The organism is Tenacibaculum sp. IB213877, from assembly GCF_034043975.1.
Classification (GTDB): Bacteria; Bacteroidota; Bacteroidia; order Flavobacteriales; family Flavobacteriaceae; genus Polaribacter.
Window position 1 is genome coordinate 1 of sequence record NZ_JAXCHH010000011.1, and the last position, 18,860, is coordinate 18,860.

The window sequence follows — 18,860 nt, forward strand, 5'->3', positions numbered from 1 at the left end:
TTTTGCCTTGCATACCTCAAAATACAAAAAATTACTACTTTTACATAATTGTGCAACAGACACACAGCATATAGCTTATGGAGGAAAAACGGCTGATAGCAAGATTTTCGTTCCGTAGCCAAGTTCGGTTTCGGGGCACTTTCTGTCCACCGAAACCGCCACAAAGCCATATGCAAAGCGTTGTAACCAATTAAAAACAAACGAAAAAAATAACATAACAAGAAAGCGAAAAACAAGTAACTTTACCAAAATCGTTAGGGGTGCCTAAATATGGCTGAGATTATACCCTATGAACCTGATAAGTGTAATAACAGCGAAGGGAAACGAAGATTGTAAAATAGATTAATTCTTTATACAAGCCACTTTCACAGCTGTGAAAGTGGCTTTTTTATTAAACAAAAATAGATTCTATGTCTGAAAAAAATAAACTCAATACCGTTGTAAACCATTTACGTAATCGATCTCCATTGATACACAACATCACGAATTATGTAGTAATGAACAATACGGCCAACGCTTTATTGGCAATTGGTGCTTCACCAGTAATGGCACATGCGAAGGAAGAAGTAGAAGATATTGTTTCCATTTCCTCTTCCCTTGTCATCAACATGGGAACTCTTAGTAAAAAGTGGATTGCGTCCATGATTTTAGCAGCTAAAAAAGCAAATCAATTGAACAAACCCTTTGTTTTTGACCCCGTGGGTGTGGGAGCTTCTAGATTCAGAACAGAAACCGCAATGCAAATAATAAATGCAGCTAAGCCAAATGTAATTCGGGGAAATGCCTCGGAAGTTATGGCTCTAGCTCAAGTAACCAATAGTACCAAAGGCGTTGATAGCACCGTGAATTCTAAGTCTGCAGTGACGGCTGCACAAAAACTTTCGAAAGAATTAAACAACACCATTGTTATTAGTGGAGCTACTGATTATATCATTACCAATAATCAAATTAATGAAGTAACTGAAGGGAGTCCTTTAATGGCAAAAGTTACAGGAATGGGCTGCACCGCTACCGCTATCATTGGCGCATGTATCTCAGTAGAACCTGATTATCATTTAGCTTCAACTGTTGCTATGAAAATTATGGGTAGAGCGGGTAATGAAGCTGCAAAAATATCAAGTGGTCCGGGTAGCTTTCAAATGAATTTTATAGATAGTTTATACAATCTAAAAGAACTTTAATGGAAAAGACAGATTATTCTCTAATGTATGTAACGGATGAAAGAATAACCGATGATGTTTTGTTTTTCAACATTTTAGAAGCCAGCCTTGAAGGTGGAGTAACCATAATACAATTAAGGGAGAAAAACCTTGATACAAAAACATTTTACAATCGGGCTAAAAAAGCAAAGTCCTTATGTGATAAATATGCGGTTCCAATCATCATTAATGACAGAATTGATATCGCTTTGGCAATTGATGCAGATGGTGTTCATATTGGACAAAAAGATATGCCCGTTAGCATAGCCAGAAAATTATTAGGAAAAGATAAAATCATTGGTTTGTCAGTAAGCAACACGCAACAAGCTATTGACACTAGCACTCAGGGAATTGACTACATCGGTATATCTCCCATATTCGGTACAGCTACCAAAACCATAGATTTAGACGAGCCATTGGGGCTGAATGGCTTAATAAAAATTAAAGAAATTAGTACAAAACCAATTGTTTGTATTGGCGGAATTAATAAAGAAAATACAACTAGTGTCATTCAAAATGGGGCCGATGGAATTGCCGTTATTTCTGCTATTTCACAAGCTATAAGCCCTGAAAAAGAAACAAGAACTTTAAAAAATAGTATATGCAAAACTGGTACAAAAAAATAAATAATCAAACAGATTATATCTTACGGAAAATAAAGGAACATCCATTTATCAATGAACTGATGGATGGAACGCTCCCCAAAGATGTGTTTCATTTTTATATTAATCAAGATGCGTTGTATTTATCAGAATACAAAAAAATACTGTCTGTCACAGGCGTAAAATGTTCGGATGAGGCAGATACTCAATTTTTTTTAGATGCTGCTACTGGCGTCATTCATGTAGAAAATGCTTTACATAATTTATTTTTAAAACAAGAAACGTTTAATCCGGTGCCCTCACCAACTTGTGAACTTTACACCAGTTATTTATCCCGAATTGTACATACCCATTCTGTAGAAGAAAGTCTTGCAGCCATATTGCCTTGTTTTACTATTTACAAGCAAGTGGGCGACTATATTTTGAAACATCAAACCAATACAATAAAGAACCCCTATCAAAATTGGATTAATACCTATGGTGGCGAGGATTTTGCAAAATCTGTACAAAAAGCAGTTGAAATCACTAACAAACATGCACAAACCGCATCAGACGAGATTTTAACCAAAATGGAAATGATTTTCGAAAAAGCTTCTAAATTAGAATGGATGTTTTGGGACAGTGCTTATAATAAAGAATCATGGAAACTATAAAACCCCACTATAAAAGCGTATTGACCATTGCCGGAAGCGATTCTGGTGGAGGCGCAGGAATTCAGGCAGACATAAAAAGCATCAGTGCCTGTGGTGCTTATGCAGCCAGTGTTATTACGGCAACTACGGCACAAAATACACAAGGCGTTTATGATATCCATGCCATTCCCATTGCTCATTTAGAAAAACAGTTGGATGCTGTGTTGAGCGATATTCAATTTGGTGCGGTAAAAATAGGGATGTTACATTCTTGTGATGTGATAAAAACCGTTAGCTCAAAATTAGCAGCTTACAATGTCAATACTATTGTTTTAGACCCTGTTATGGTTGCTACTTCAGGCGATAATTTGATATCGGAAAATGCAATTAAATGTTTGAAGGGTTTATTACCTCAAGCCAGATTAGTTACCCCCAATATTCCTGAGGCAGAAATATTAATCAGACACAAAATCAATCTTGAAAATTTCAAAGACTCTGCAATTGAAATTGGTAAAGAATACAATACTTCTGTTTTATTAAAAGGTGGGCATTTGGTTAAAGAAACCAATGAAATGATGGATGTTTTATTCAATGTAAAAACGAATAAAATCCTTGAAATTTTTAACCCTAAAATCAATACGAACAACACCCATGGAACAGGTTGTAGCTTATCTTCAAGTATTGCTACTTTTTTATGTTTAGGGTTCGATTTGGAAGTTGCGGTTAAAAAAGGTTGCGACTATGTAAATCAAGCAATCAATAATGGAAAAAACATGATTTTGGGAAAAGGAAACAACCCAATTAATCATTTTAGTTTAAAATAACTGGTTACAACAATGGTAACCGTTGCACAAATGTGTAAAAACGAAAAAAATTAGATTAAAATAAGCCTTTTTAGGGCTTGTTTTTTTATAGATAACTAAATGATGGTCTAAATTTACACAGCTGAAAACTTCTTAAAATAATTAGTATTTGATATATTTCAATATATTAGTATAGAAATAAATTACACCTATACCTTCAACAATGATTAAAATGAAATATTTCTATATAATTTTAAAATTAAGCATTGTTTATGTTGCTATTTTATTAGTCTCTTGTAGCAAAAACATCTATAGAAAAGAAAAAAAATTACCTCAAGTAGCTGTTGTGGGAATGTTACATTTTGTTTCTAAAAATAATACTATCAATCAAAATTTTACAGATGTAAAAGATATAAGAAGACAGCAAGAGATTAAAGATATCGTTCAATCATTAAAAGTGTATAATCCTACAAAAATAGCTGTTGAGCGCCCTTATAAATCAGAAAATGAGCTCAATAATAATTACAGAAATTATTTAAACGGTTCCTACAAATTAACCGCAGAAGAAACCGATCAAATTGCTTTTCGATTAGCCAAAGAACTAAATCACAAACGTTTATTCTTAGTACACTCACCTGTTCAATATGCTTTTGATTCAGCTGTTGTTTTTGCTAAAAAAAACGGGCAATCTTATTTAATTGATTCTATTACAAAAAACGCTAAGCAACTTGCTAAAGAATATGATCAAATAGCTGAGAAAAAAACAATCAAAGAAGCTATTTATTATCTTAATACCCATAAAGCAATAGATAAGAATCATTATAGCTATATTTTATTGAGTCAAATAGGAAATAAACAAAATAAAATAGGAGCCGAAGCTGTCGGAGATTGGTATAAATCTAATATTAAAATATTTGAAAATATAAGACAATTAATTGATTCAAATTCTGAAAGAGTTTTGGTAATTTACGGACAAGGACATTTAAAAATATTGAACCAACTTATTAAAGATACTCCCGAATTAGAACTTATAATGATTAATAAATACCTAAAATAAAGTCAATTTTATTTTAGGTATTTATTAAAGCAAGCCATCCATTTCTGTATCATAAAAAGTACTCGCTTGCTCAATGAGTTGCTCTAGCTCATTTGCCAAATCTTGCTCATTTTCATTAGAAAGATCTTCAAACCATTCTATCGAATCATCTTTTAGGTTAATTAAAAAACGAGGATATTCAGTATGTAAAACAAAAATATCTTCAGGATGATTACTATTATCTGCTAATAAAAACTTAGGTAAGTTCATGTTTTTCTACAATTAATTTATGTGTTAATTTATTAAAACGAAGATACAACATAATTGCTGATGCTGTGAGTGAAATTAAAAGCCCCACCCATATACCTGTAGCTTTTAAAGAAGTATGCAATGCTAAGTAAAAACATATAGGAAAACCTATAACCCAATAAGCTATAAAAGTAATTAACATAGGTATTTTTACATCTTGCAAACCTCTTAATGCTCCCAAAACCACAGCTTGAATTCCGTCTGAAAGTTGAAAAAAACCTGCAATAACAATCAATATAGCTGCTGTTTCAATTACATCTATATTTTGCACGTAATATGTAGGCAATATATCTTTAAAAAGAATAAAAGCTAAAGCAAAGAACAAATCAATAATTATCATTAATAAAAAAATTGATATTCCTATTCTTCTTAATTCTTTATAGTTTTTTAATCCTTTTTGATTTCCAACTCTAATAGTTGCCGTTACTCCTAACCCTACGGCAATCATAAAAGTCATTGACGCTAAATTTAATGCTATTTGATTTGCTGCTTGTGCATTTGTACCCAACACTCCGGCTAAAAAGACTCCAGATGCAAATAAACTCACTTCAAACCACATTTGTAAAGCTGTTGGGTAACCTAAATTATAAATTCTTTTCAACACAGATTTTTTGATATGTACAAATGAAAATTTATCAATATATGGTTTAAATTGTTTTGTTTTACTAATAATATAAATCATAAAAGCAACCATAAAAAAACGCGAAAACAACGTACCGTATGCAGATCCTACTACTCCTAATGCAGGGAAACCAAGTTTTCCATATATTAACACATAATTAAAAAACACATTAATAATATTAGCTATGATTGTTGCTTGCATTGCATATTTTGTCATTGAAAGACCATCTGCAAATTGCTTAAAACCCTGAAAAATCATAACCGGTATCATTGAGTAAGCAATTACTTGGTAATAAGGTTTAGCTAATTCTACTACTTCATACGGTTGCTGCATAAAATTCATTAAAGGTTGAGCTATTAACAACATCCCGCAAATAATAAATCCTAAAATAATGGTTAGAAAGATTCCATGCTGAAAAATGGTTTTTCCTTTTTCTATATTCTGCTCTCCATCTGCCTCAGCCATTAAAGGTGTAATTGCAAATGAAAACCCAATACCCAGAGATAAAAAAATAAACATTAATCCGTTTGCTAAAGAAACTGAAGCTAATGGCGCTGCACCTAATTTACCTACCATTAAATTGTCTGCTAACCCCACCAAAACATGTCCTAATTGCCCTAACATTACAGGATATGCTATTTTTAGATTTTTTTTAAATTCTGATGTATAGCTAGATAAATTCACAATGAAGTAATTGATTTAAGACCGCGAAGATAGTTTAATTTGATAGATTTTAATTACTTTTGAAGTGAATAAAAACAACCAAAAATGGCAACAATTACATTAAAAGGAAATACAATAAATACTTGTGGAACCTTACCAAAGGTAGGATCAAAAGCTCCTGAATTCAACTTAGTTGGGGTAGATTTATCTCGTAAATCATTATCAGATTTTAAAGGAAAAAAACTAATATTAAATATTTTTCCTAGTGTAGATACCGGCACTTGTGCTACATCTGTAAGAAACTTTAACAAAGAAGCTTCTGGTTTAGAAAACACTACTGTTTTATGTATCTCTAGAGATTTACCTTTTGCCCAAGGACGTTTTTGCGGTGCAGAAGGAATAGATAATGTAGTAATGTTATCTGATTACGCTACTGGTGATTTTGGTAAAAACTACGGACTAGAAATTGAGAATGGTCCGTTAGCTGGATTACATTCTCGTTGTATAGTTGTTGTTGATGAAAATGGAAATGTAAGTTATACTGAACAAGTTCCTGAAATTGTTGACGAACCTGATTACAGCAATGCCTTAAATAACATTTAGCATGAAAAACCCAAATGATGGTTTTGTAAAAGGACGACTTCGAAGTATAAAGTTTGCCCTCAAAGGGTTATGGCTTTTAATTAGTACAGAAGACAGCATAAAAGTTCAATTTACAATCGCTATTTTGGTTACCTTTTTAGGTTATATCTTTTCAATTTCTCCTTCAGAATGGATGTTTCAATTTTTAGCTATTGGTTTGGTTTTAGTTGCAGAAGCTTTAAATACAGCGATTGAAAAAGTAGCCGATTTTGTGCATCCAGACTATCATGAAAAAATTGGTTTTATAAAAGATATTGCTGCTGGTGCTCCTGCTTTTGCTACTATCATTGCATTAATTATAGCAGGTATAATTTATTTACCTAAAATTACGTTATTGTTAACGTAAATTATTACAAAAACAATTTCACACTTAATGGCAAAAAAAACTACAAAAACAAAAAAAACTAGTAATAAATCCTTTTTTAAGCAATTCTCAGATTTCTTTACAAACCGACAAACCCAAACCATTCTTGGAGCGTTTTTAATGTTATTTGGTGTATTTTTAATCATAGCTTTTATTTCTTTCTTTTTTTCTTGGCAAGAAGACCAAAGTGGTTTAACAGAGTTTGCTAACCGAAGTATTACTACCAAAAATTTATTAGGTAAAATAGGAGCAAAACTTAGTCATATTCTTATTTACAATGGTTTTGGGTTAGGTGCTTTTTTATTTCCCTTTTTATTATTAATAACTGGTGTAGGATTTATTTTAAAATCAAATCCTAAACGTATTGTTACCTCATGGAACTGGGGATTATTAAGTATGTTATGGTTAGCAATAGCATTAGGTTATGTAAACAAAAAATATGCAGTTTTATCTGGTTTAGTAGGCTATGAAATAAATGATTATTTACAAACTTTTGTAGGTAAAACAGGGTTAGCTATTATATTAGGTTTTTTCTTTATTGCTTATTTGGTAATGCGCTTTAGAATAACTCCTGAAAAAATTGCAGAAAAACTTAAAAGCAAGCAAAAAGAAATTTCAGAAAGTATTTCTGATGATTTTACTGTTGATACAAGTTCTGACACTGCAAACACGTCTTCTATAAGTGATAAGAAGTCAGAATTTGAGTTATCTGTAGAAAACTTAAAACCAACCATTTCTAATTATTCAGAAAAAAAATCTGAAACCAAAGAATCTACTTCTGTCTCATTAAATCTTGATGAAGATTTAGAGCCAACATTAAAGAAAAACAACAATAAAGATAATGAAGTAGAAATAGCTATTGAAAAAGTAGCCGAAGAAGAACACTCTTCAGAAAACCTTTCAGAAAGATTAGTAAAAGATTTTGGCGAATTTGATCCGAAACTAGAGTTAAGCGATTATAGGTTTCCAACTTTTAATCTTTTAAAGCAATACAATGAAAGTATTTCTATAGATCCTGAAGAGCTTGAAGCTAATAAAAACAGGATTGTAGAAACCCTCAAAAATTATAAAATTGGTATTGCACAAATTAAGGCTACTGTAGGTCCCACAATTACTCTTTATGAAATTGTTCCAGATGCAGGTATCAGAATCTCTAAAATTAAAAATTTAGAAGATGATATTGCTTTGTCTTTATCAGCTTTAGGTATTCGTATTATTGCGCCAATTCCGGGTAAAGGAACTATTGGTATTGAAGTGCCAAATAAAAAATCTACCATTGTTTCTATGCATTCGGTAATCACTTCAAAGAAGTTTCAAGAAAGTCAAATGGCGTTACCAATTGCTTTGGGTAAAACCATTTCAAATGAAACTTTTGTGGTTGATCTTGCTAAAATGCCTCACTTATTAATGGCGGGTGCCACCGGACAAGGTAAATCGGTTGGATTAAATGCTGTACTTACATCTTTGTTATACAGAAAACATCCGGCAGAAGTAAAATTTGTATTAGTAGATCCTAAAAAAGTAGAGCTTACCTTATTTAATAAAATTGAACGCCACTATTTAGCAAAATTACCAGACAGTGAAGATGCCATTATTACTGATACTTCTAAAGTAGTAAACACATTAAACTCTTTGTGTATTGAAATGGATAACCGTTATGATTTACTTAAAAAAGCAATGGTTAGAAACATAAAAGAGTACAACGCAAAATTTAAAGCTCGAAAACTTAACCCTGAAAACGGACATCAATTTTTACCATACATTGTTTTGGTTATTGATGAGTTTGCAGATTTGATTATGACCGCGGGTAAAGAAGTTGAAACTCCAATTGCACGTTTAGCACAATTAGCACGTGCTATTGGTATACATTTAATTGTAGCTACTCAACGTCCGTCAGTAAACGTTATTACAGGTATTATTAAAGCTAATTTCCCTGCACGTATTGCCTTTAGAGTAACCTCTAAAATTGATAGTAGAACTATTTTAGATGCTCCTGGAGCAGATCAATTAATTGGTAAAGGAGATTTATTATACTCTGGTGGTAGTGAAATAATTCGTATTCAATGTGCGTTTGTTGACACACCTGAAGTTGAAAAAATTACAGATTTCATTGGTTCTCAACGTGCTTATCCAGAAGCATATCTTTTACCTGAATATGTAGGTGAAGAAGGTGGCACAAATCTTGATATTGATATTCAAGACCGAGATAAGTTATTTAAAGAAGCCGCTGAAATTATTGTTACCGCACAACAAGGTTCGGCATCGTTATTGCAAAGAAAACTTAAACTAGGCTACAACAGAGCTGGTAGATTGATAGATCAATTAGAAGCTGCCGGAATTGTTGGCCCTTTTGAAGGAAGCAAAGCTAGACAAGTGTTAGTATCAGACCTAGTATCACTTGACCAATTATTAGAAAACGAAAAGAATTAATATTTATACAAACACTCCAAGACAAGGAAATAAAATGAAAAAAGTAGCAGTAGTATTAGCAGGATTATTTATTAGTTTAAACATAGTTGCGCAAAATTCTTCGTCAAAAGCAAAAGCTTTATTAGATGAAGTATCAACTAAAATGGGTGCTTATGAAAACATGACCATTGGCTTCTCTTCTACTCTAGTAAATAAAGAAGCAGGAATTACAAATGATCCTCCTATTAGAGGTAACATTACACTAGCAGGGGAAAAATATAGCTTAGACTACTTAGGTAATAAGTTTGTTTTTGACGGTAAAAAATTAGTAGTTATCAACAAAGAAGAAAAAGAAGTAAGTATTACTAATGGTGATTTAGAAGAAGAAGATGGATTTATTTACCCTTCTAAGCTATTAACTTTTTACAAAGAGGGTTACAACTACAAAATGGGTAAATTAGAAAACACTAACGGAAGAAAAATTCAAATGGTTGATTTAACTCCAATTGATAGCAACTCTGATATTGTTAAAGTACAATTAGGTGTAGATGCAAAAACCAAACACATCTATAAATTAGTACAAATTGGTTCAAATGGAGCAGAAACCACTTTTACCATTACTAAATTTGAAAGTAATAAGCCTATTTCAAAAAAATTATTCAGCTTTGATAAAGCAAAGTATCAAAAAGAAGGCTATTTAATTGATTAATTGATAGTGCATAAATACCTAACAAAGTTTTGTTAATGATTTTTAAAGTCTATTAACAAAACTTTTGTGTTTTTTACAACGAACCTTACTACCTTTGTGCTAGTGAAAACATTAGATAAATACATACTTAAAAGTTTTTTAATTCCGTTTTTAGCTACCTTCTTTATTATACTATTTGTACTAGTAATGCAAGCTTTATGGTTAGCTTTTGACGATTTAGCCGGAAAAGGTATCAGTTTATTTTTTATCTTAAAGTTCTTGTGGTATACCATGCTTTTAGTGGCTCCGCAAGCCTTACCCATTGGAGTATTACTTTCTTCTATTATGACGTTGGGTAGCTTATCAGAAAACTATGAGTTTGCCGCAGCAAAATCAGCAGGAGTTTCACTTCAAAGAATGGTAAGACCCTTGGTGTTTTTAGCCATCTTCTTAAGTTCTATCAATTTCCTGTTTTTAAATTATGTGTATCCGTATGCCATATTAAAACAGTTGAACTTAAAAATGAACATTAAAAAGAAACAACCAGCATTAGCACTAGTTCCTGGTAGTTTCAACACCGAAATTCCAGATTATCAAATAAAATTTGATGAAAAGTATGGTGAAGAAGATAATCTACTTAAAAATGTAATGATTTACGATTTATCTTCAAAAAAAGGAAACAATAAGATTATTACTGCAAAAGAAGGCGAATTAGTTTCTGAAGAAGGAAGTAGATACATGACATTAGTTTTAAAAAATGGTCATTTTTTTGAACATCATATCAATAATAATACTTCTTATCAGAAAAGAAAAAAAATGCCTGCCTCCTATGCCGATTTTGATGAATATACAATCAATATAGATATTTCTTCCTTTTCTGATGATGATTTAAATGATTTAAAATATAAAAGTAATTATAATATGCTAAGTCTAGGGCAGTTAAAAGATACACTTCCTACGCTTAAACAAAATTATGATGAATACGTAAAATTAAGAGCAAGAAATTTATTGTTAAATGTAAATGCTGAAGATTTATACAAACATCCTGATTCTTTACTTAATAAAGAAGTTTCATCTGATATTCTTGAAAATTTTAAAGATATTGATAAACGTAATATTTTAAACACTGCCATCATAAAAGTAGACAGAACTCTGAACAATATCCAGTCCAACAAAGACACATTTAAATATAAGAGGAAAGTTTTAAATCTTTACGATATTGAATTTTACAATCGTGTGGCTTTTTCACTTTCTTGTTTAATACTTTTCTTTATTGGTGCGCCATTAGGGTCTATTATTAGAAAAGGAGGTATGGGCTTACCTATGATTTTAGCAATAGCCATTTACGTTTTATATTTCTTTTCAAATACTTTTGGACGTAATTTAGCAGAAGAAAGCTCATTATCTGCTATTACAGGCTCTTGGTTAGCAGTAGCATTAATGTTACCTTTGGCTATAATTTTAACAACTCGAGCAACAAAAGATAAAGGATTGTTTGATATCAACAGTTTCTTTAGTAGAATTACCAATTTATTTAAAAATATATTCTCTAAAAAGGAGAAAACATTATAAAATGACAACACAAACTACCGAAAAAATACAATTAAACACCATAGAAGAAGCCATTAATGATATACGTAATGGAAAGGTTATTATTGTGGTTGATGATGAAGATAGAGAAAATGAAGGTGATTTTGTAGCTGCTGCTGAAAAAGCAACTCCAGAAATGATCAACTTTATGGCAACTCATGGTCGTGGTTTAATTTGTACACCATTAACAGAAAACCGTTGTAAAGATCTTGAATTAGGCATGATGGTAAATAACAATACCGATCCAATGGAAACTGCTTTTACGGTTTCTGTTGACCTAAGAGGAAAAGGTGTTACTACAGGAATATCTGCAAGTGATAGAGCTTTAACCGTTCAAGCTTTAGTAAACGATGAAACCAAACCTTTTGATTTAGCTAGACCTGGACATATTTTTCCGTTAAAAGCTAAAGAAGGTGGTGTTTTACGTAGAACTGGTCATACAGAAGCAGCTATTGATTTTGCTCGTTTAGCCGGATTAGAACCTGCAGGGGTTATCGTTGAAATTATGAATGAAGACGGTACCATGGCTCGTTTACCTCAACTAGTAGAAGTAGCTAAAAAATTTGATTTAAAAATTGTTTCTATTGAAGATTTAGTGGCGTACCGTATGGAGCACGATTCTTTAATTGTTAAGAAAGAAGATTTTGATATTCAAACTCGTTTTGGTGATTTCCGCTTAAGAGCGTACGAACAAACCACCAATAATCAAATTCATATTGCGTTAACGCGTGGAACTTGGAGCAAAAACGAACCTATTTTAACGCGTGTCAACTCTACTTTAGTAAATAATGATATTCTTGGGACTTTAACCAATGATGCAGATCAAAAGCTAGATAGAATGTTTCAAGTGATTAATGAAGAAGGTCGTGGAGCGATTATTTTTATTAATCAAGAGAATCAATCGTTAAATTTATTAAACCGATTAAAAGGACTGAAATCAAATCAAGAAAGTGGTGAAATGAAAGCCCCTGGAATTGTTATGGACAACAAAGATTTTGGAATTGGAGCTCAAATTTTACACGATCTAAACATTCATAAGCTACGTTTAGTTTCTAATACAAAACAAGAAAAACGTGTAGGTATGATTGGTTACGGATTGGAAATTGTAGATTACGTAAACTATTAATAAAACAATAAAAAAGAGGCCGTAAAAACGGTCTCTTTTTATTTATATCAATATAATTTTACCAATTAGTAACTGAAGATTTAACTTCGTTAAACTCAGCCACAACCTCTTCTAAAACTTGCTTTGCAGGTTTTATTTCATGAATCAATCCTGCTATTTGACCAATTTCTAACTCTCCTTCCTCTAAATCACCTTCAAACATACCTCGTTTAGCGCGAGCTCTACCTAATAATTCTTTCAATTTTTCAACAGTAGGATTCTGTTGATACAACGCTTGAACATCGTTATAAAATTTATTTTTCACTAAACGTACTGGAGCCAATTCTTTTAAGGTTAAATGCGTATCACCATCTTTTACCTCAACAATTGTTTTTTTGAAGTTTTCATGTGCAGAAGATTCTTCTGTAGCTGCAAATCTGCTTCCTATTTGAACTCCGTCAGCACCCAATACCATAGCTGCCAACATACCTCTACCCGATCCTATTCCACCTGCGGCAATTACAGGAATGTTAACCTGTTCCTTCACCATCGGTATCAACGTGAACGTAGTAGTTTCTTCTCGTCCGTTATGTCCACCTGCTTCAAAACCTTCACAAACCACAGCATCTACTCCTGCTGCTTCTGCTTTTAAAGCAAACTTTACCGAACTTACCACATGCACAACCGTAATACCCTTTTCTTTCAAAAAAGATGTCCATGTTTTTGGATTTCCTGCGGAAGTAAATACAATTTTCACTCCTTCTTCTACAATAATATCCATGATTTTTTCAATATCTGGATACAACATAGGTACATTAACCCCGAAAGGTTTATCGGTTGCTTTTTTACATTTTTGAATATGTTCTCTAAGCACATCTGGATACATAGAACCTGCTCCAATTAAACCTAATCCGCCTGCCTTAGAAACTGCTGAAGCTAGCCTCCAACCACTAACCCAAATCATTCCTCCTTGAACAATTGGGTATTGTATATTAAAAAGTTTGGTGATTTTGTTTTGCATAACGTAAATGTACAATCATTAAATAGTAGGCACAAAAAAACCTCGAAAAAATCGAGGTTTAATATTATTATTTGGTTGAAAATTTATGAAATCACTCCAGAACCCAACAACTCATCACCTTTATACCACGCTACAAATTGTCCTTCTTGAATTGCCGACTGTGGGTTTTTAAACTCAACAAACAATCCGTTTTCTACTTTATATAAAGTTGCTTTTTCTAGAGGTTGACGGTAACGAATACGTGCTTCTACTTCCATAGTTTCATCTGTTTTCAAAGCTAAATCTTCACGTACACAGTGCAATTCATCATTCGTAACAAATAAGACTCTTCGATATAAACCTTTGTGATTTTTACCTTCTCCTGTATAAATTACATTTTCATCAACATCGGTTTCAATCACAAAAAGTGGTTCTTTGGTTCCACCCACTGCTAATCCTTTACGCTGACCTTTGGTAAAATAATGAGCTCCTTGATGCTTTCCAACCACCTTACCATCCTCTTGGTGATACTTATATTTAGTTGAAAAATAGTCTAACTCAGCTTTTTTATCTGTAAAACGAGGAATCGACTTAGTATAATCTGTAAAATCTTCTGGAATTTGTACAATTACTCCTTCTTTTGGTTGTAATTTTTGTTGTAAGAAATCGGGCAATCTCACTTTACCGATAAAACATAACCCTTGAGAATCTTTCTTTTCTGCAGTAATTAAATCAGCTTGTTTTGCTATTTCTCTAACTTCGGGCTTCGTTAATTCACCTATCGGGAATAATGCTTTTGATAATTGTTCTTGTGATAACTGACACAAAAAGTATGATTGGTCTTTATTCTTATCTTTTCCTGCTAATAATTTATAAACGGTTTTTCCGTCAATAACTTCTTCAGCTTTTCGGCAATAATGACCAGTAGCTACATAATCTGCTCCTAAGCTTAAAGCGATATCCATAAAAACATCAAACTTAATCTCACGGTTACATAACACATCCGGGTTTGGAGTACGACCTTTCTCATACTCATCAAACATATAATCTACAATACGCTCTTTGTATTGCTCACTTAAATCAACTGTTTGAAAAGGAATTCCGAGTTTTTCAGCAACAATCATAGCATCATTGCTATCTTCTAACCACGGACATTCATCAGAAATAGTAACCGAGTCATCATGCCAGTTTTTCATAAACAAGCCAATAACTTCATAACCTTGTTCTTTTAACAAGTATGCGGTTACACTGCTATCTACACCTCCAGAAAGTCCTACAACTACTCTTTTCATTTCTTAAATTTAGAGGTGCAAATTTACGAATTTGTTACGGATTTATTTGATTGTTAGTTTTGATAGATAAATCAATAAAACTTATTGTTGTTTTTTTATGGTATGTGTAGTTCTTTTAGGTTTGTCGGATATTTCTCCATCAATGTAAAATTCCCATTTCCCATCTCTGGAACCATCTTTATACATTCCTTTTTCTTTTAAATTTCCTTTTAAATCGTAGTACTTAGCTTCTCCATTTAACTTCCCATTCACGTATTGTACTTCTTCTATTAAAATGCCTGATTCTGTAAAAATTTTAGAAACTCCGTTTTTTAAACCATTTTTATAATTGGTTTCTTCAGTTACTTTACCGTTGGCATAAAAATTCTTTACAACTCCTTCTAACTTTCCATTTACATAATATTCTTCAGAAAAAATCTTTCCGTTCGTAAAATAATAGCTCCACAACCCTACTCTATTTTTACCAATCATATTACCTAAGGATTTTAGTCTTCCTTTATTGGTGTAAAATTTAACCAAAGCCGTATCAGAATTTACTGTATACTCTTTAATAATAGAGGGAACTGATGAGTATTTGGTATAAAATTTAAAAGTTCCTATTTCTTTTCCGTTTTCAAACTGACCTGTATAACGAAGTTTTCCATTATCATGGTATTTTCGCCATACTCCTGTACGCTTACCATTTGCATCTAATTGATTAACTTCTTGAGCATTTATTGCTATTGAGAAAAATAATAAACTTATGGTAATTGCTATAAATTGTCTTCTTATCTTTATCATGATTGAAAATAATTTGTAAACAAATATACACAAACCATACCAAGGTGAAGGAAGATTTTTTGACCTCAACTTTAACAAACGTCCAAAATGCTGCTAGAGAAAACAGAGAAAAAGCTGCCAACACGGTATTAACTCATACTGAATTATTTTCTCAATTAGTAGAATATACTTTTAAAACAGATGATAAACTCTCTATAAAAGCTGCGTGGATCTTAGAGTGGATTTGTACGCATTACGGATTGGATAAACTTTTACCTCACCTTGAATATTTTACTAAAAACTTACATACACTTCAATTTGATAGCGCTACGAGACCTTGTGCTAAAATTTGCGAACATATTGCTATAGCATATGACTTAGAACAAGAACATCCAATTAAAAGTAACTTAACTTCTGAACAAATTGATAAAATTATAGAGGTAGGTTTCGATTGGTTGATGGGCAATCAAAAAATAGCAGTAAAAGCGTATACTATGACAACTTTATTTTTGTTCGGTAAACAAATTGACTGGGTTCATCCTGAACTAGAGCATATTATCAAAACTAAAGTAATCCATGAAAGCAAAGGCTGTGAAGCTAGAGGGAAACATGTTTTAAGGTTGATTGAAAAACAAAAACTTTAAGTCAACTCCTCTAAATTAGTTGGCTTTCTGTATCCTTGAAATGGTTGCTTTAATAACTCTTTTAAATCATTGTTAATTACTTCATCTGGAAAAGTATCAACCCCATACACAATTTTATCCCTATCTAATTCCATATATGTTCCAAGCAATCTGTCCCAGATAGAAAAAATATTTCCAAAATTAGAATCGGTATATGGTAATAGGTTGTGGTGATGTACTTTGTGCATATCTGGAGATACAATAATGTAACTTAATAACTTATCTACCTTTCTATTCATTTTTATGTTAGCATGCCCAAATTGTGTTGCTACTAATGATAATGATTGGTAGAGCATTATAATTCCTATAGGAGTCCCAACTAAAAACACCCCTAACAACGTAAACGTAAAACGAATGACACTTTCTAACGGATGATGTCTGTTAGCCGTAGTAGTGTCTACATTATGATCGGTATGATGTACCAAGTGTACCATCCACAAAGGTTTTACTTTGTGTTCAACTAAGTGCGCTAAATAGGCTCCGAAGAAATCTAAAAACAATACACCTAGTAATACATATAACCATAAAGGCATTTCAGGCAACCAATTAATCAACCCGAAATCATTCGCTTTTACCCAATCTGCCGTATTCAACAATAAAAAAGCCAATCCAAAATTGATTACCACAGTAGTCGCTGTAAAAAACAAATTAGGCCATGCGTGTTTCCATTTTTTATAATTGAATTTAAACAACGGAATAGCTCCTTCCAGCAACCAAAAAAAAGTGATTCCGCCTACTAAAATGATACTTCTGTGGGAAGAAGGAATATTTTCAAAATAATGAATTAGTGTTTCCAAGGGATAAAATATTTTCCTCTAAAATAAGGATTTTCATCATAATTCTCAATGCATTTTTATCCATTACACAAAAATACCTACAAAAAAATACTACTTTAATAAAATTTCACAAAAAAACAGCAAATTTTATCATAACCCTCTATTTAAAACAACAAAACTCAGGAAGAACCTGAGTTTTGTTGTTAATAGTTAGTTTTTAAATTGTTAATTGCAGGTAACTTCATTATCTTTAGTAATAGTTGTACCATTATTTTCTAAATCACAAATTTCCTGTGGAATTGCAGTAAACGTATTACTTTGTATATACAACTGTTCCAACCCAGTTAAATTTCCTATTTCGGCAGGTAAACTTTCTAAAAGATTCTCTTGTAAGTACAGTCCTTTTAAGGTAGTTATACCACCTATTTGTGCTGGAATTTCAGATAGTTGATTACTTCCTAAGTACAAAAACTCCAACTTATTTAGATTTTCAATTTCTGAAGAGATTTCCGCAAGCTGATTAGAATGTAAAATTAAACTTGTTAATTCTGATAGTGAATATACCTCATCGGGAATATTTTGTATTTGATTTGAAGATAGACTTAACCTTTCTAGTTTTGATAAATTCCCTATAGAGCTAGGAATGAAAGCTAATTGATTTTTTGATAAAAGTAATTCTATTAAATTAGAAAGGTTTCCAATTTCATCTGGAATTTGAGTTATTGAGTTATTTATTACACTTAATACTACCAAAGCTTCCATATTACCTATTTCTTTAGGTAAACTCCCTATTCCGTTTAAAGAAGCTTCTAACACCTTTAATTTGATAAGGCTTCCAATACTTTCTGGAAGTGTTTGTATACTATTAGCTGCAACATTTAAATATGTTAAATTTATTAATTCTCCTATTTCAATAGGAAGAGCATTCAGCTGGTTTTGATATAAACTCAAGTACGTCAAACTTACTAAATCACCTATTTCAGTAGGAAGCGTTTGAATATGATTATCATAAAAACTCAACTTCGTTAAACGAGTTAAATATTTAATTTCTGGCGGAATTGTTCCAAAATTAACACGGTAAAAATCTAATTCTGTAACATAACCTTCACTATCAACCGTTACACGACTCCAAGTGCTCACATCATCATTCTCTAAATCCCAGTCTAAATAATTTTCAGGATTCGCATTGTAAATAGCCATCAAAACTTCTTTTTGTGAAAGAGGTTCAACCTCAACAATAACAGTATAATCCGTAGAAGTTTGATTTTGAGCAGTTACTGTATATATTACATTCTCTGTAAAATTTTGTGTTCCTTCAGGAGAAAAAATTGCATCTGCAGATACCTGAATTGTAGGAATCAAAACTGTTACATCTGTTCCGTTGGGCACAGTAGCTGTAATAGTTTTATTGTCTTGGTCTATTTGAGCAACGATATCTGAATTCAGAATAGCATTGTTTTGCGATTTGAACTCAAAACTTATAATTTCTTTCTCGTTACTTAAAACTGGGGTATCATCTTTACCGCATGAGGTTAAAAAAAGTAAAGATAAAATAACGGATACTAAAATAAGATTTGCATGCTTTAACATAGCCTAAATTTAAATTGTTTTAAAGATGAGGCTAAATAATACTATTTATACAAAACTAAAGTTATCCTCAGATAAGTTAGAGCAACTTTTTAATAA

At 32.0% G+C, this 18,860-nt stretch carries 19 protein-coding genes and 1 riboswitch; of the genes, 12 read left to right on the forward strand and 7 right to left on the reverse strand.

The features are described from left to right. Positions 1–246: 246 nt before the first annotated feature. Positions 247–339, forward strand: a riboswitch (TPP riboswitch). 71 nt (positions 340–410) lie between these two features. The 5 genes from thiM (at position 411) to SLH33_RS11600 (ending at position 4,293) form a co-directional block, all read left to right on the forward strand. Further along, on the forward strand, positions 411–1,181 hold the full coding sequence (gene thiM / locus SLH33_RS11580) for a hydroxyethylthiazole kinase (RefSeq protein ID WP_320419271.1): 771 nt from the start codon (positions 411–413) through the stop codon (positions 1,179–1,181). Next, entirely contained in the window at positions 1,181–1,825 is a 645-nt protein-coding gene (gene thiE, locus SLH33_RS11585; RefSeq protein ID WP_320419272.1) for a thiamine phosphate synthase, read from the forward strand. The genes thiM and thiE overlap by 1 nt, the downstream gene beginning before the upstream one ends. Further along, positions 1,801–2,454 (forward strand): thiaminase II, encoded by a 654-nt coding sequence (tenA, locus tag SLH33_RS11590; RefSeq protein WP_320419273.1) that lies wholly within the window; start codon positions 1,801–1,803, stop codon positions 2,452–2,454. Before thiE ends, tenA begins: the two co-directional genes overlap by 25 nt. Next, positions 2,442–3,257, forward strand: a complete 816-nt coding sequence (gene thiD / locus SLH33_RS11595) for a bifunctional hydroxymethylpyrimidine kinase/phosphomethylpyrimidine kinase (protein ID WP_320419274.1) — start codon at positions 2,442–2,444, stop codon at positions 3,255–3,257. Before tenA ends, thiD begins: the two co-directional genes overlap by 13 nt. Before the next feature lie 211 nt (positions 3,258–3,468). After that, the gene (locus SLH33_RS11600) at positions 3,469–4,293 is read left to right on the forward strand and encodes a DUF5694 domain-containing protein (RefSeq protein ID WP_320419275.1); all 825 of its coding nucleotides are present in this window, start codon (positions 3,469–3,471) and stop codon (positions 4,291–4,293) included. 24 nt (positions 4,294–4,317) lie between these two features. Here the strand turns inward: SLH33_RS11600 and SLH33_RS11605 are convergent, their stop codons facing one another. Continuing rightward, positions 4,318–4,542 carry a hypothetical protein gene (locus tag SLH33_RS11605; protein WP_320419276.1) on the reverse strand — a complete coding sequence of 75 codons (225 nt, stop codon included), beginning with the start codon at positions 4,540–4,542 and terminating at the stop codon, positions 4,318–4,320. After that, positions 4,529–5,887: an MATE family efflux transporter gene (locus SLH33_RS11610; protein WP_320419277.1), complete on the reverse strand. Its 1,359-nt coding sequence runs from the start codon at positions 5,885–5,887 to the stop codon at positions 4,529–4,531. Before SLH33_RS11610 ends, SLH33_RS11605 begins: the two co-directional genes overlap by 14 nt. 84 nt (positions 5,888–5,971) lie before the next feature. Here SLH33_RS11610 and tpx point away from each other — a divergent pair, with 84 nt between their 5' ends. The 6 genes from tpx (at position 5,972) to ribB (ending at position 12,685) form a co-directional block, all read left to right on the forward strand. Further along, entirely contained in the window at positions 5,972–6,469 is a 498-nt protein-coding gene (tpx, locus tag SLH33_RS11615; RefSeq protein ID WP_320419278.1) for a thiol peroxidase, read from the forward strand. A gap of 1 nt (position 6,470) precedes the next feature. Then, entirely contained in the window at positions 6,471–6,854 is a 384-nt protein-coding gene (locus SLH33_RS11620; protein WP_320419279.1) for a diacylglycerol kinase family protein, read from the forward strand. Between the two features lie 27 nt (positions 6,855–6,881). Further along, a complete protein-coding gene (locus SLH33_RS11625; protein ID WP_320419280.1) occupies positions 6,882–9,302 on the forward strand; it encodes a DNA translocase FtsK in 2,421 nt (806 codons plus the stop codon). A gap of 34 nt (positions 9,303–9,336) precedes the next feature. Next, on the forward strand, positions 9,337–9,990 hold the full coding sequence (locus SLH33_RS11630; protein ID WP_320419281.1) for an outer membrane lipoprotein carrier protein LolA: 654 nt from the start codon (positions 9,337–9,339) through the stop codon (positions 9,988–9,990). A 102-nt stretch (positions 9,991–10,092) separates the two neighbouring features. Further along, positions 10,093–11,541 carry an LptF/LptG family permease gene (locus SLH33_RS11635; RefSeq protein WP_320419282.1) on the forward strand — a complete coding sequence of 483 codons (1,449 nt, stop codon included), beginning with the start codon at positions 10,093–10,095 and terminating at the stop codon, positions 11,539–11,541. A gap of 1 nt (position 11,542) precedes the next feature. Beyond that, a complete protein-coding gene (gene ribB / locus SLH33_RS11640; RefSeq protein WP_320419283.1) occupies positions 11,543–12,685 on the forward strand; it encodes a 3,4-dihydroxy-2-butanone-4-phosphate synthase in 1,143 nt (380 codons plus the stop codon). A 58-nt stretch (positions 12,686–12,743) separates the two neighbouring features. Here ribB and SLH33_RS11645 read toward each other — a convergent pair whose 3' ends face one another. The 3 genes from SLH33_RS11645 to SLH33_RS11655 all read right to left on the reverse strand — a co-directional run bounded on the left by SLH33_RS11645 (position 12,744) and on the right by SLH33_RS11655 (position 15,736). After that, positions 12,744–13,685: an NAD(P)H-dependent flavin oxidoreductase gene (locus SLH33_RS11645; RefSeq protein ID WP_320419284.1), complete on the reverse strand. Its 942-nt coding sequence runs from the start codon at positions 13,683–13,685 to the stop codon at positions 12,744–12,746. 83 nt (positions 13,686–13,768) lie between these two features. Then, a complete protein-coding gene (gene mnmA / locus SLH33_RS11650) occupies positions 13,769–14,956 on the reverse strand; it encodes a tRNA 2-thiouridine(34) synthase MnmA (protein WP_320419285.1) in 1,188 nt (395 codons plus the stop codon). Between the two features lie 81 nt (positions 14,957–15,037). Continuing rightward, positions 15,038–15,736 (reverse strand): toxin-antitoxin system YwqK family antitoxin, encoded by a 699-nt coding sequence (locus SLH33_RS11655; RefSeq protein ID WP_320419286.1) that lies wholly within the window; start codon positions 15,734–15,736, stop codon positions 15,038–15,040. A gap of 44 nt (positions 15,737–15,780) precedes the next feature. Here SLH33_RS11655 and SLH33_RS11660 point away from each other — a divergent pair, with 44 nt between their 5' ends. Next, positions 15,781–16,359, forward strand: coding sequence for an adenylosuccinate lyase (locus tag SLH33_RS11660; RefSeq protein ID WP_320419287.1), 579 nt, complete (start codon positions 15,781–15,783; stop codon positions 16,357–16,359). On the opposite strand, the gene SLH33_RS11665 is transcribed toward SLH33_RS11660, so the two are convergent. Both SLH33_RS11665 and SLH33_RS11670 read right to left on the reverse strand, forming a co-directional pair. Beyond that, a complete protein-coding gene (locus SLH33_RS11665; protein WP_320419288.1) occupies positions 16,356–17,195 on the reverse strand; it encodes a sterol desaturase family protein in 840 nt (279 codons plus the stop codon). The two genes, SLH33_RS11660 and SLH33_RS11665, sit on opposite strands and share 4 nt — an antisense overlap. A 204-nt stretch (positions 17,196–17,399) precedes the next feature. After that, entirely contained in the window at positions 17,400–18,764 is a 1,365-nt protein-coding gene (locus SLH33_RS11670; protein WP_320419289.1) for a leucine-rich repeat domain-containing protein, read from the reverse strand. Positions 18,765–18,860 lie beyond the last annotated feature (96 nt).

Bases quoted from the DNA above. Each gene is read 5' to 3' on its own strand.
- tpx (WP_320419278.1), top strand. From the start codon at position 5,972: ATGGCAACAATTACATTAAAAGGAAATACAATAAATACTTGTGGAACC.
- SLH33_RS11605 (WP_320419276.1), bottom strand. From the start codon at position 4,542: ATGAACTTACCTAAGTTTTTATTAGCAGATAATAGTAATCATCCTGAA.
- SLH33_RS11620 (WP_320419279.1), top strand. From the start codon at position 6,471: ATGAAAAACCCAAATGATGGTTTTGTAAAAGGACGACTTCGAAGTATA.
- mnmA (WP_320419285.1), bottom strand. From the start codon at position 14,956: ATGAAAAGAGTAGTTGTAGGACTTTCTGGAGGTGTAGATAGCAGTGTA.
- thiE (WP_320419272.1), top strand. From the start codon at position 1,181: ATGGAAAAGACAGATTATTCTCTAATGTATGTAACGGATGAAAGAATA.
- SLH33_RS11630 (WP_320419281.1), top strand. From the start codon at position 9,337: ATGAAAAAAGTAGCAGTAGTATTAGCAGGATTATTTATTAGTTTAAAC.
- tenA (WP_320419273.1), top strand. From the start codon at position 1,801: ATGCAAAACTGGTACAAAAAAATAAATAATCAAACAGATTATATCTTA.
- ribB (WP_320419283.1), top strand. From the start codon at position 11,543: ATGACAACACAAACTACCGAAAAAATACAATTAAACACCATAGAAGAA.
- SLH33_RS11655 (WP_320419286.1), bottom strand. From the start codon at position 15,736: ATGATAAAGATAAGAAGACAATTTATAGCAATTACCATAAGTTTATTA.
- thiM (WP_320419271.1), top strand. From the start codon at position 411: ATGTCTGAAAAAAATAAACTCAATACCGTTGTAAACCATTTACGTAAT.
- thiD (WP_320419274.1), top strand. From the start codon at position 2,442: ATGGAAACTATAAAACCCCACTATAAAAGCGTATTGACCATTGCCGGA.
- SLH33_RS11670 (WP_320419289.1), bottom strand. From the start codon at position 18,764: ATGTTAAAGCATGCAAATCTTATTTTAGTATCCGTTATTTTATCTTTA.
- SLH33_RS11625 (WP_320419280.1), top strand. From the start codon at position 6,882: ATGGCAAAAAAAACTACAAAAACAAAAAAAACTAGTAATAAATCCTTT.
- SLH33_RS11600 (WP_320419275.1), top strand. From the start codon at position 3,469: ATGAAATATTTCTATATAATTTTAAAATTAAGCATTGTTTATGTTGCT.
- SLH33_RS11645 (WP_320419284.1), bottom strand. From the start codon at position 13,685: ATGCAAAACAAAATCACCAAACTTTTTAATATACAATACCCAATTGTT.